Source organism: Rhodococcus sp. MTM3W5.2, from assembly GCF_001984015.1.
Classification (GTDB): domain Bacteria; phylum Actinomycetota; class Actinomycetes; order Mycobacteriales; family Mycobacteriaceae; genus Rhodococcus_G; species Rhodococcus_G oryzae.
On the sequence record NZ_CP019572.1, the window covers coordinates 4,687,511 to 4,700,335 of the forward strand.

Here is a 12,825-nt window from a genome sequence, read left to right on the forward strand (position 1 = left end):
ACTTCGGATCAGTAGGGTGAGGGCCATGAGCACCGCGGGCGCGTACAGGTCAGCCATCGCCGAGAGCACCGCCGACCCGGAAGCCTTCTGGCTCCGGGCCGCGGAGGCCATCGACTGGGACACCGCGCCGACGAGTGCCCTCGACGACTCCGACGCCCCGATGTACCGGTGGTTTCCCGGCGCCACGCTGAACACCTGCTTCAACGCGCTCGACCGGCACGTCGCCGCCGGTCGCGGCGAGCAGGCGGCGCTGATCTACGACTCCGCGATGCTGGGAACCACCCGCACCTACAGCTACGCCGAGATGCTCGACGAGGTATCGCGTTTCGCGGGCGCGCTGGTCGCGCAGGGCGTGACGGCGGGCGACCGGGTGATCGTGTACATGCCGATGATCCCGGAGGCCGCGATCGCGATGCTCGCCTGTGCCCGCATCGGCGCGATCCACTCCGTGGTGTTCGGCGGTTTCGCGGCCGCGGAGCTGGCCGCCCGCATCGACGATGCCGAGCCGAAGGCCCTGATCACCGCGTCCGGCGGACTCGAGCCGGGCCGGACCATCGAGTACCTGCCCATGGTGGAGCGGGCGCTCGGGTTGGCCGCGAACGCCCCCGGCACCGTGATCGTCAAGAACCGCGAGCAGATCCCGGGATCGGCGAGCGACGTCGCGGGCTGGCTGGACTGGGACGCCGCGGTCGCCGATGCCGAACCGGCCGGCTGCGTGTCGGTGGCCGCGACCGATCCGCTCTACATCCTGTACACCTCCGGTACCACCGGGAAGCCGAAGGGCGTGGTGCGCGACAACGGCGGCCACGCGGTCGCGCTGGCCTGGTCGATGCGCAACCTCTACGACATCGGCCCGGGCCAGGTGATGTGGACGGCGTCCGATGTCGGCTGGGTCGTCGGGCACTCGTACATCGTGTACGGCCCGCTCCTGGTCGGCGCGACGACGGTGCTCTACGAGGGCAAGCCGGTCGGAACCCCCGACGCGGGCGCATTCTGGCGCGTGATCGGCGACCACGGCGTGCGCGCGCTGTTCACCGCGCCGACCGCGATCCGGGCGATCCGCAAGGTCGATCCCGAGGCGAAAGAGCTTGCCAAGTACGACATCTCCTCCCTCGAGACGCTGTTCGCGGCCGGCGAGCGACTCGACCCCGACACCTACGAGTGGGCCACCGAGAAGCTCGGCGTCCCGGTCATCGATCACTGGTGGCAGACCGAGACCGGCTGGGCCATCTGCGCGAACCTGCGCGGGCTCGACCCGATGCCCATCAAGGCCGGCTCCCCCACCGTGCCGGTGCCCGGCTATCACGTCGAGATCCTGGACGGTGAGGGCGCGCCGCTGCCCGCAGGCGCCGAGGGCAATATCGTCATCACGCTGCCGATGCCGCCCGGCACGCTTGCCGGGCTCTGGCGCGACGAGGACCGGTACGTCAAGTCCTACCTGGCGACCTTCCCCGGCTACTACCTGACCGGCGACTCCGGCTACATCGACTCGGACGGCTACGTGTTCGTGCTCGGTCGCAGCGATGACGTCATCAACGTTGCGGGGCACCGGCTTTCGACCGGGAGCATGGAGGCCGTGGTCGCCGGGCACGTCGCGGTCGCCGAGTGCGCGGTGATCGGGATCAAGGACGAGCTCAAGGGCCAGCGACCGAGCGGATACGTCGTGCTCAAGGCGGGCGCCGACATCGACCCGGAGCAGCTCAGGGTGGAGCTGGTGGCCATGGTGCGCGATCAGATCGGCGCGGTCGCGACGTTCCGCGACGTCACCGTCGTGCAGGCACTGCCCAAGACCCGGTCCGGAAAGATCCTCCGCAAGACGATGCGTCAGATCGCCGACCACGACGAGTACACAGTGCCCTCGACCATCGAGGACCCCGCGGTGCTCGACGACCTGGCCCGATTGCTGGGCGGGCTGGACGCCTAGGACGGTCGGGGCGCGCGGGGGAAGAAGAACCCGGTGCGCCTCTGATACTCGGCGTACCCCGGGCGCCGCGACATCGACTTCTCGAGAAGCGCGGCCCCGGTGGCGTACACGAGGAAATAGGTCATCAGGAGCGGCGAGAGGACGGTGAGCGGCCCCGGCCAGACGCTCGCGGTCACAAGCCACAGCCCCCACCACACGCAGGCGTCGCCGAAGTAGTTCGGGTGGCGGGTCCACGCCCACAGTCCGACGTCCATGATCCGGCCGCGGTTGGCGGGCTCGGCCTTGAAGCGCTCGAGTTGGCTGTCGCCGACAGCCTCGAACGCGAAGCCCACGACCCACACGGCCACGCCGAGGCCGATAACCGCTAGACCGGGCCCATGGGTGACTCCGAGCACCGCGGACAGTTGCAGCGGCAACGACACGAACCACTGCGCGGCACCCTGGGTGAGAAAGATCTTCCGAATCACCACCGCGGTGCGAGAACCCGCCGACCGAGCCAGCAGCTCCTCGTAGCGGGGGTCCTCGCCGCGCCCCCTGGACTTGGCGTGCATGTGCCAGCTCAGGCGCAGCCCCCACACCGCGACCAGGAGCACCAGCAGGACCCGGCGGGTCAGGTCGCCCCCGCCGACCGTCGCCGCCACCACCGCAACAAGGACAAAGCCCAGGCCCCAGGACACATCGACCACGTTGAAGCGCCCGACCCTGCGGCCGATCGCGAACGTGGCGGCCTGCAGCAGCGCCAACACCACCAGGCTGGCGACGCTGACCGCGGCAAAACCCGCGGGGCCGGTGGCGTTCACCGCGGACCGGTCCCACGGTCGAGCACGATCTGCTGGACGTCGAGATAGCCCGAACGAAACCCCGCCTCGGAGTACGCGAGATAGAACAGCCACATCCGCCGGAAGGTCTCGTCGAACCCGAGCGCGGCGACGTCGGCGCTACGCGCGGCAAACCGCTCCTTCCACAACCGCAACGTTTCCGCGTAGTGCCCGCCCATCGAGGTCAGCTCCCGCACCCGGAGCGTCGTGTGCCGCGAGGTGACGGCCTCGATCGCCTCCGTCGACGGCAGGCAACCGCCGGGGAAGATGTACTTGTGCACCCAGGTGTAGGTGTCCCTGGTCGCCAGCATCCGGTCGTGCGCCATCGTGATCGCCTGCAGTGCCACCGTGCCCTCGGGGTGAGCAGTCGGTCCAGCGCGGCGAAGTACGTCTCCCAGAACCGATGACCCACCGCCTCGATCATCTCCACGGAGACGATCGCGTCGTATTCGCCCTCGACCGCGCGATAGTCGAGCAGGTCGATCTGCACCGAGTCGGCGTGCCCGGCCTCGGCCACGCGACGGCGCGCCAGCGCCCGCTGCTGCGTCGACAAGGTGACCGAGCGGACGGTGGCACCCCGCTGCGCGGCGCGGATACACAGCTCCCCCACCCGGTGCCGATCTCGAGCAGCCGGGTGCCCGGTCCCACGCCCGCGGCATCGAGCAGCCGATCGATCTTGCGGCGCTGCGCGTTTGCGAGCTGGTCCCATCCGACCGGTCCCCCGTCGAACAACCCGCTGGAGTAGGTCATCGTCTCGTCGAGGAATAGCTCGAACAGTTCATTCGACAGGTCGTAGTGCCGGGACACATTCGACCGCGCGTTCTGTTCGGTGCCGAGGTCACCAGTGGGTTGCGCGGCGACGAACAGCCTGCGGAGCCGCTGCAGCGGACGCGGGACCAGCGTCTCCACGCCCGCGGCGAAGGTCGCCAGGACCGCGGCCAGGTCTGGCGCGGTCCAGTCGCCCGCCATGTAGGCCTCCGCGAACCCGATCAGCCCACCGTCGGCGAGCCGCGCGGCGAACGCGTCCGGTCTACGAATGATCATTCGCGGCAGGATGTCTCGGCGGTCGCCTGCTCCGACGATCGAGCCGTCCGGGTACTCGACGCGGATCTCGAGGCGACCGGCCGCGCGACGGAACAGTCGATCGGCGCCGGCCGCAAGAAATCGCGCGCGCGGCCCCGTGGGGACACCTGCGAGACCAGGCCAGATCCGGTCGTCGATATCGGTTCTCACACTCTCCGCGGTCACTGGGCCCTCTCCTTTTCCTCGGTGGCCGGGCGGGGCGCGATGGGTACCCCGCGCGCCCACAACCTGACGCCCTGGACTCTGATTCGCGCCGCAACCACCAGCGGGGCCAGCGGCGCCGCCAGAAGTGCGCGCACCACGTTCGCGGCGGTCGCGGGTCGTCGCCGGCCGCGCATCGTCGCGGCGAACGGTGCCCGCCCGTCCCGGTACAACACGACGCGGACGTCGAGATCCTCGGAGGGTTCCGTCAGCCGCATCGCGTAGACGCCATCGACCTCGTTGAACGGCGAGACGTAGAACCGCTTGTCGGTCTCGGCGCGACCGTTCCGATCCGTGCGGACGAGGTAGCAGTGCCTGCCCCCGTAGGTGTTGTGTACCTCGGCGAGCACGCAGCGCAGGTCACCGGCTTTGTCGTGACACCAGAACAGGCTCAGCGGGTTGAACACGTAGCCCAGCACCCGCGCGTTCATCAGCGCCGTCACCCGCCCGCCCCGCAGGTCGATGCCGTGCACAGCCAGCAGGGCATCGACGCGGTCCCTGAGGGTTCTGCCCCCGCCGGGCTCGAGATGGTCCTCTGCCCGGAATCCGGCGAACGGCCGGAGCCACCACGGTAAGCGGGGCAGCGCGTCGAGGTCGATGAACCAGCTGTAGCTGCGGTAGCCGAACGCGTTGTGAACGGGTTCGGTTCGGACGTGCCGGATCCTGGTCCGGTAGAGGGCGGCTGACCCGTTCACCGCGCGGCCTGCCGAACCGTGGTGGCCGCGTTCGCATCCCACACACCACCGAGCCGCTGCGCGGCGCGCACTCCGGAGAGCGCCCCGTCCTCGTGGAACCCCCAACCGTGATAGGCACCGGCGAATGCGACCGTGTCCGAGCCGAGGTCCGCCAGACGGGACTGCGCCTCAACGGACTCCGGTGTGTAGATCGGATGCTCGTAGGTCATCTCCGCGATCACCGACGCCGGGTCCACCAGGTGCGATCCGCCCAGCGTCACGAGGAATCGACGGTCGGTGACCGAGTCGATGCGCATCAGGCGAGTGAGGTCGTAGGTGACGATGACACCGTGCGGGCCGACGCCGCGCTCGGGAATCAGGTAGTTCCAGGAGGCTCGTGCCCGCCGTGCCCGCGGCAGAACGGACTGATCGGTGTGCAGCTGAGCGTGATTGGTCGAGTAGGGCATGGCGCCCAGCACGGACCTCTCGAGCGCGGAGGCGCGGCCGCCGAGCATCGCCAAGGCCTGGTGCGGGTGCACGGCGACCACGGCGGCGTCGAAGTAGCGCACCTCGCCCGTCGAGTCGATCACGCACACCCCGTCGCGGCGGTCGATCCGGGTGACCGCCGTGCCGGTGAGTACCTCGTCGATCCTGGATGCGATCTTCTCGACGTAGTTCGACGATCCGCCGGTGACGGTCCGCCAGGGCACCGAACCGAAAACCGTCAGCATGCCGTGGTGGTCGAGGAAGGTGAACAGGTACCGCGCCGGATAGCTCGCGGCCAACGCGGGGTCGCAGGACCAGACCGCCGCCACCAGCGGCGTCATGAAGTGGTCGAGGAAGTACCGGCTGAAGCGGTGCCGGGCGAGGAAGTCGGCGAGTGTCTCGTGCGAGTCGGGGTGGTCGGCAGGCATGCCGAGGACGCCACGGGCGGACCGGTGAAACCTCGTGATCTCCGCGAGCATGCGCCAGTGCCGCGTACGCCGCAGCGCGCCTACCGTCGGGAACAACCCACGCAGACCCCGCGCGCCCGCGTATTCGAGGCCGTTGATGTCGGACCGGATCGACATGGACATGTCCGACTCCTGCGTGTCGACGCCGAACTCGGAGAAGAGATGGAGCAACGTGGGATACGTCCGGTCGTTGTGCACGATGAACCCGGTGTCCAGCGACACCGTCTGCCCCGTGTCGAGGTGCACCCTGTGCGTGTGCGCATGCCCGCCGAGCCGGTCGTCGGCCTCGTACAGGGTGACCCGATCTCGGCGGGACAGGACGTGGGCGGCGGTCAGACCGGCGACGCCGCCACCGATCACGGCGACGTTCCGGCCCGCGGGGAGGTTCTGCATACGAGTGGTTCGGAGCAGGTCCGGATTCGGATGGGTGGCAATTCGGACCAATCCGGCCGGCCGTCCGCTACGAACCACATCGCATGACGAAGAATCCGATCTTCCACGCCGCCGTTGGCTTCGCCGTGCTCGCGGGCACCGTGCTCGTCGCGGCGCCCGCCACCGCCGCGCCCCTGAGTCCGGTCCCGTCGCTCGACGTGCAGCGCTACCTGGGCACGTGGCATCAGCTCGCCGCTATACCGCAACCGTTCAGCCTGACCTGTGCCCGTGACACCCGGGCCACGTACTCGTTGCTCGACGCGCGGAACGTGCGCGTCGAGAACAGCTGCACCACGTGGACCGGGGGCAGCAGCGGTGTCACCGGCAATGCGCGGGTGAACGACCCCGCCACCATGGCGCAGCTGCATGTGAGTTTCCCCGGGGTGTCCACGCAGGACTCGCTGGACGGGCCGACGAACTACGTCGTGAGCCACATCGCCGACGACTACTCGTGGGCACTCGTCGGGGACCCGGCCCGACTCTCCGGATTCGTGCTGTCCCGGTCCGCCTCCGCCTCCGCCGAACGCTGGCGGGAGATCCGCGCCGTCGTCGAATCACGCGGGTACAACTCGTGTCTGCTCCTCACCTCGCCAACGACCGGCGGGCGCGAGGACATCCGTCCGCTGTGCACGGTCTGACAAGCGCCGGCTGGGTTCAGGTTTCGTGGGGATGCTGCCGGGCCGCGGTGCCCGTGATGTTGTTGACCATGCCCTTGAAGATGATCCCGTGGAACGGGAGGATCGCGTACCAGTAGACGCGCCCCGCGATGCCACGCGGGAAGAAGATGGCCCGCTGATCCAGCCGGGCGGTGCCCGCGTCGCCTGGACGCACACGCCACTCCAGCCACGCCCCTCCAGGTGCACGCATCTCCGCCCGCAGTCGCAGCAGGGTGCCGCGCTCGATCTTTTCCACCCGCCAGAAATCCAGCGCGTCTCCGGTCTGGAGCCGCCGCGCGTCGCGGCGGCCACGCGACAATCCGACTCCCCCGACCAGTCGGTCGAGCCAGCCACGGACCGCCCATGCGAGCGGGAACGAGTACCAGCCGTTCTCTCCGCCGATACTCTCGACAACCTGCCACAACGTCCGCGCGTCGGCATCGCACATCTTGCTGCGCTCATCGGTGTAGACCACCTCGCCTGCCCAGGTCGGGTCCGACGGAAGGGGGTCCGAGGGTGCCCCCACCGGTGAGGCATTGGCCCACGTGGTCTCCACCTCCCCGCGTTCGATGCGGCGAAGAGCCAGACCAACAGCGTCGCGGTACGAGGTCAGCCCCTCCACAGGCGGCGGGATGACCTCGTCGATGCCGTGTTCGACCATCACGGCATCGTTGTGCAGCGACTCGATCAGGGCCCGGCCCAGGCCGGTGGGGATCGGCGTCACCAGCCCGATCCACAGACCGGCCAGCCTCGGTGTCAGCACCGGGAGCACCACGATGCGGCGGTTCGCCAGGCCCGCGACCTGCGCGTAGACCTTCATCATGTCGCCATAGCGCAGCACGTCCGGTCCCCCGATGTCGTAACTGCGGCTATGCGGCAGTGGGGCCTCGGCGGCCGCGATCAGGTAGTACAGGACGTCGCGGACCGCGATCGGCTGGATGCGGTTGTTCACCCACCTCGGTGTCGTCATCACCGGCAACCGATTGGTCAGGTGCCGGATCATCTCGAACGACGCGGATCCTGACCCGATGACCACCCCGGCCTGCAGCACCATCGTCGGGATCCCCGAGCCGACGAGGATCTGCCCGACCTGGGTGCGCGATCTCAGGTGCGCCGAGAGGTCGGCCGTGGCGGGGTGCAAACCGCCGAGGTAGACGATCCGCGATACTCCCGAGGACAGCGCGGCCGCAGCCACATTCAGCGCTCCGCGTCGCTCGGTTTCGACGAACTCGGCGCTGCTGCCCATCGAGTGGACGAGGTAGTAGACGACCTCGATGTCGGCGAACGCCCCCGCAAGCGACATGGGATCGTTCAGATCGCCACGCACGATCTCCACATCGGTCGCCCACGGCACGTCGTGCAACTTGTCCGGGGAACGCACCAGCACCCTGACGCGGTGGCCGGCCGCGAGCAACCGCGGCGTCAATCGGCCACCGATGTAGCCGGTCGCGCCCAGCACCAGGACGTGCGAGCCACTCATGGGGTGTCGATCGCCTTGCCGAGCTGGTGGCGCAGCACCGCGTCGACCTCGGGGTGCCGGAACCCGTGCCCCGCGAGCGCGAGCCTCGTCGGGACCACGTGCTGATCGGCCTCGGCCAGCTCGCGGGCACCCCGCTCGCCGAGCAGCAGGCGCGGACCGAAGCTCGGGACCGGCAGGACCGCGGGGCGGTGCAGGACCCGCGCGAGGGTGCGGGTGTAGTCGACATTGCGGACCGGGGCGGGCGCCACCGCGTTGACCGGTCCGCGGAGCGCGTCATCGAACAGGGCCCGGTGATAGACGTCCACCAGGTCGTCGAGCCCGATCCACGACAGCCACTGGCTACCGTCGCCGATCCGCCCACCCAGCCCCGCCGCGAACAGCGGATGGAGCAGCGCGAGGGTGCCGCCCCTGGCGGACTGTACGACCCCGGTGCGCACCCGGACGACCCTCAGCCCGGCCTCCTCCGCGGGCCCGGTGGCCGCCTCCCAGTCGGCGACCACGTCGGCGAGGAACCCGTCGCCGCGGGAGCTGTCCTCGGACAGGAGTTCCTCGCCGCGATCGAATCCGTAGTACCCGATGGCCGAGGCTGACACAAAGGTTCGCGGACCGCCGTCGGTGCGGCCCGCGAGCTCCGCCAGCAGCCGGGTGGGCCCGACGCGGCTGTCCCTGATCTCCCGCATGTGTGCCGAGGTGAATCTCCCGGCGATCGACGCCCCGGCCAGGTGCACCACGGCGTCGACGCCCGCCAACAGGTCCGCGGCGGGATTCGTGGGATCCCACCGTCGTTCGTCCTGCGTCCGCGGCGCGCGCCGCACCAGGCGGATCACCCGGTGCCCGCCCGTGCTCAGGAATGCGGTCAGCGCCGACCCGACGAGACCGGAGGCGCCGGTGACTGCCACCACCGCATGCCGGACACCCCGCTCGCTCGCCCAGCGGTGTGCGGCCAGGTCCCCGGCGAGCTGGCGATGCCGATAGGCGAACGTCGACCGCAACAGGAACTCCGGCACCGAGGTCTCGACCCGGTCGATCACCCGGGTCGATCCCGCGGTGACCTCGGCGAAATCGTGAATGTGCCTCCAGGACAGGGTGGCCCGGACCGGGATCGATGCCGGCCCGTCGGCGGCGAGCTCGTCGACGAAGCGATGGGGTGGGTCGTATGCGGCGCCGTCGTGGCGGGCCACCCACCGCAGCCCACCGGGCAGTGCGAGCACAGCGCGTCCGGTGGCGAGCGAGTCCGCCTCGGAGACGATCTGCAGCGGCTGCCACGGCGGGGACAGCCGGGCGAAGGCGCCCGGCCTGCCGTACCAGTCGAAGACCTCGGCTCGGGGCGTGTCCACCACGCTCGAGTACACGATGCCCATCGTTCGACCCTAGCCCCGTTTCAGCTCGCCGTAGCGTGCCAGCGCCTCCCGACGCTCGATGCCGTGATCCACGATCGGGTCCGGGTAGCCGTGGGGGCGACCGTCGGCCAACGTGTGTACCCGGGCTCCGGCGATGCCGCGCAGCTCCGGCACCCAACGGCGTACGTAGTCGCCGTCGGGGTCGAACTTCTGCCCTGGCTGATCGGGTTGAACACCCGAAAGTACGGGGCCGCATCGGTTCCCGATCCGGCGGTCCACTGCCAGCCGTGCTGATTCGAGGCCAGGTCACCGTCGATCAGGTGCCGCATGAAGTACCTGGCCCCGCGCCACCACGGCAGGTGCAGGTCCTTCACCAGAAAGGACGCGACGATCATCCGGACCCGATTGTGCATCCAGCCCTCGGCCAGCAGCTGACGCATGCCGGCATCGACGATCGGGTATCCGGTCCGGCCTGCGCACCAGGCCGACCACGCCGATTCCGCATCGGGTCCGCTGTCGTAGCGCAGCGCGTCGAAACGCGGGTCGTGGTTGCACCGTGCGGTGTCGGGGCGGTGGTGCAGGACGTCGGCATAGAAATCCCGCCAGGCCAGCTGCCGCCGGAACGCCGCAGGACCGGCGCCGCTCCGACCGGCGAGATCCGCGAGCATCGTGCGCGGGTGAATGCACCCGTACTTGAGGTACACCGACATTCGGCTCGTGCGGTCGAGGTCGGGCCGGTCCCTGCCGGTGTCGTAGTCCGCCAGGTCGTCGTCCCGGAATTCCGCCCACCGCGCGAGCGCCGCCCGCTCCCCCGCCCGCTCTCGGGTCGCGGGGCCGGTCCGCGGAATCGGCACCCGGATCGACAGCCCCGGATCCAGCCACGAAACCGTGCGCGCGGAGGTGTCCGCGGGTGCACGCCAGCCGTGGTCGAGCCAGCGACCGAAGTACGGGGTGAACACCCGGTAGGGCGCGCCGTCGGCCTTCGTCACCCGGCCCGGCGCCACCGCGTAGGGCGAACCGGTACGGACGAGATCGACCTCCCTCGCCACGGCGTCGTCGCGAGCACGCCCGTATGGCCCGAAGTCGGCGCTGACGTGCACCGCGCCTGCGCCGATGTCCCTGGCCACCTGCGGGACGACGACCCGTGGATCGCCCCTGACCACACACAGCCTGCCTCCGAGCTCCTCGTCGAGCGCTGCCAGGCAGGCGTAGAGGAAGTCGCGCCGCGGCTCGCCGGACGGTCGCAGCAACGCCTCGTCGAGCACGAAGAGCCCCAGCACCTCGTCCCCGGCGGCCGCCGACAGCGGCGGAAGGTCGCCGGTGCGCAGGTCACGCCGAAACCACACGATCGCGGGGCCCATGCCTGCATTTCTACACCGCAGCGCGGCCGGTTTCGCTGCGCCGCCCGACTCAGAACGGTGGCGGGTCCGGTGATGTCACCGGTGGTGGGGTGTGGCCGCGGCGGCCGGTGATCCGCGGGGCCGGAGTCGTGAGGGTGTGGCTGCCGTGGGCGCCGGTGGGGAGGGTGAGGGCGGTGGTGCCGGTGCGGGACGTCCAGAGCATGGCGTGGCCGGGTAGTGCGGTGACGGTCCAGAGGCCGAGGGTTTTGAGTTGATGATGGAACTGGCAGAGGCATTGCAGGTTGGTGGTGATGGTCCAGCCGCCGGCGATGGGGTCGTGAGCGCGGTATTCGATGATGTGGTCGAGTTGGCATCCGGCGGCGGGGCGGGTGCAGCCGGGGAATCGGCAGTGGCCGTCGCGGGCGTGGACGAGCGCGGTGGTGGCGGCGTCGGGACGGTAGGTGAGGGCGCCGACGGGTGGGGTGGTGAGGCCGCCGTGTCCGTCGGGGTGTTCCGGTCGGGCGAGGGTGGGGTCGGCTTCGATGGCGGCGAGGATCGCGTCGGTGATGGTGCCGATGCTGGTCGGGGGTGGTGGTGAAGTGCACGATCGCGGTGGAGGTGCCATACCGAATTCGGGATGTAGCCGGCTTTTCGGCGACTGCCTCGGGAGAGGAACGACCGCACGCAGAACCGCGGAGGTAGCGGTGGTGGCGGAGTAGCGAATTCGGGTGGGTCGGCCTCGGTCCGAGCTGACCTGTCTGCTGACTTCGACTCCGGCGCAATCTCATCGACCGCTCCGACCCTTCCCGCCGGGTAGTCGACCGGTTCCGCCGTCGGCTGATTGTCGGAGTCGTGGACACCCTCGCAGTCGGCGGCGCGGTGGTTGCCCTCACCGTCGGTGTCGTCGCCCTCCGGGTGGGTGACCAGCCCCAGCTCCTCGGCCAGATTGAGTGCCTCGGTGAGCAGTGCCTGCCAGGTTCCGTCCGCGGCCAGTTTGCGTGCCAGCTCCGGGTCGATCAGCCCGTGCCCGTGCAGGTACGCCGGCTCGGACAACAACCCGAGCAGCGTCGCAATATCAATGGTGACCTGCGTCAGCGGCGCCCGCCGACCCGGCAGCGCGGCCCGCTCGGCCTGTGTGCAGTCGGCGCGCCCGCAGCTGCACCGCAGGTACGGCTCGCCGTGCATGATCGCCATCACCGAATCCACCAGCCGGCACTGCTTGCCGCGCTTGTCATGCGGGCACACCGTGGCCGCGAACTCCGCGACCAGCTGCATCACCTGCTCGGCCTCCTCCGGCGACACATTCACCTCGATGGTGGAAATGATGCCGCGGGAACGCTTGACGATCCGGCGCCCCAACTCCTGCGCGGTTTCCCGTCGCGCGGCCGCCTCCTCCGCCGAAAACTCCGAGACGAGCCGACCGATCTCACCGGCCAACGGGCCCGGCGTCAGCCGCCGCGCGGCCGCCACGATCCCCAGCTCCAACGCCGCCACCGTCTCCGGCCTCAGCCCCGCCGTCTCACGACTGATCACCCGCACCCGCGGCAGATCCAGCTCACCGGACTCGAACACGGCACGGGCCAGCGGCAGCCGCAACCGGAGATCCATCCCCAGCGCGGCATGGGACTCGGCCACGGTCTTCGAGCAACCCATCCGCACCGCCAACTCCGCGACCGCACCATTGCCGCAATCGACGATGTCACCCGAACCCAACCGCACATCGCGTTCGATCCACGACTCCCAGAACCGGCCCGCCGCCAACACCTTCCGCGCCGCGAACCGATTCTCCGCCCGGCAGGACCAGGCCACCTCGTCGAGGGCAGCGACATCGGCCAGCAACGAGGCGACCTCCGCCTCGACACCGGACCCCACCTCGCCAACCCCGACCGCGCCACCGCTCTCGAACATACATTCGATTCTATGC

Annotated in this window: 8 protein-coding genes and 2 pseudogenes; 2 read left to right on the forward strand and 8 right to left on the reverse strand. The window is 70.0% G+C overall.

The genetic code is table 11. The features are described 5' to 3' along the window. Positions 1-25: 25 nt before the first annotated feature. Positions 26-1,924, forward strand: a complete 1,899-nt coding sequence (locus BTZ20_RS21275; RefSeq protein ID WP_077042726.1) for a propionyl-CoA synthetase — start codon at positions 26-28, stop codon at positions 1,922-1,924. Here BTZ20_RS21275 and BTZ20_RS21280 read toward each other — a convergent pair. The 4 genes and pseudogenes from BTZ20_RS21280 to BTZ20_RS21295 form a co-directional block, all read right to left on the reverse strand. Then, entirely contained in the window at positions 1,921-2,724 is an 804-nt protein-coding gene (locus BTZ20_RS21280; protein ID WP_077042727.1) for a DUF1295 domain-containing protein, read from the reverse strand. The genes BTZ20_RS21275 and BTZ20_RS21280 overlap by 4 nt on opposite strands. Further along, positions 2,721-3,990 (reverse strand): annotated as a pseudogene (locus BTZ20_RS21285) (class I SAM-dependent methyltransferase). The gene BTZ20_RS21280 and the pseudogene BTZ20_RS21285 overlap by 4 nt, the downstream one beginning before the upstream one ends. Continuing rightward, entirely contained in the window at positions 3,987-4,763 is a 777-nt protein-coding gene (locus BTZ20_RS21290) for a DUF1365 domain-containing protein (RefSeq protein WP_411269091.1), read from the reverse strand. Before BTZ20_RS21290 ends, BTZ20_RS21285 begins: the two are co-directional and overlap by 4 nt. After that, positions 4,718-6,046: an NAD(P)/FAD-dependent oxidoreductase gene (locus tag BTZ20_RS21295; protein WP_077042728.1), complete on the reverse strand. Its 1,329-nt coding sequence runs from the start codon at positions 6,044-6,046 to the stop codon at positions 4,718-4,720. Before BTZ20_RS21295 ends, BTZ20_RS21290 begins: the two co-directional genes overlap by 46 nt. Positions 6,047-6,129: 83 nt before the next feature. Between BTZ20_RS21295 and BTZ20_RS21300 the strand changes: the two genes are divergently transcribed. Then, positions 6,130-6,723: a lipocalin family protein gene (locus BTZ20_RS21300; protein WP_077042729.1), complete on the forward strand. Its 594-nt coding sequence runs from the start codon at positions 6,130-6,132 to the stop codon at positions 6,721-6,723. 16 nt (positions 6,724-6,739) lie between these two features. Here BTZ20_RS21300 and BTZ20_RS21305 read toward each other — a convergent pair whose 3' ends face one another. The 4 genes and pseudogenes from BTZ20_RS21305 to BTZ20_RS26945 all read right to left on the reverse strand — a co-directional run bounded on the left by BTZ20_RS21305 (position 6,740) and on the right by BTZ20_RS26945 (position 12,809). Continuing rightward, the gene (locus tag BTZ20_RS21305) at positions 6,740-8,221 is read right to left on the reverse strand and encodes an SDR family oxidoreductase (RefSeq protein WP_077042730.1); all 1,482 of its coding nucleotides are present in this window, start codon (positions 8,219-8,221) and stop codon (positions 6,740-6,742) included. Next, positions 8,218-9,582, reverse strand: a complete 1,365-nt coding sequence (locus BTZ20_RS21310) for a TIGR01777 family oxidoreductase (RefSeq protein WP_077042731.1) — start codon at positions 9,580-9,582, stop codon at positions 8,218-8,220. Before BTZ20_RS21310 ends, BTZ20_RS21305 begins: the two co-directional genes overlap by 4 nt. Positions 9,583-9,591: 9 nt before the next feature. Next, positions 9,592-10,922: pseudogene (locus tag BTZ20_RS21315) on the reverse strand (cryptochrome/photolyase family protein). Between the two features lie 75 nt (positions 10,923-10,997). Continuing rightward, the gene (locus BTZ20_RS26945) at positions 10,998-12,809 is read right to left on the reverse strand and encodes a DUF222 domain-containing protein (protein WP_077042732.1); all 1,812 of its coding nucleotides are present in this window, start codon (positions 12,807-12,809) and stop codon (positions 10,998-11,000) included. Positions 12,810-12,825: the final 16 nt, after the last annotated feature.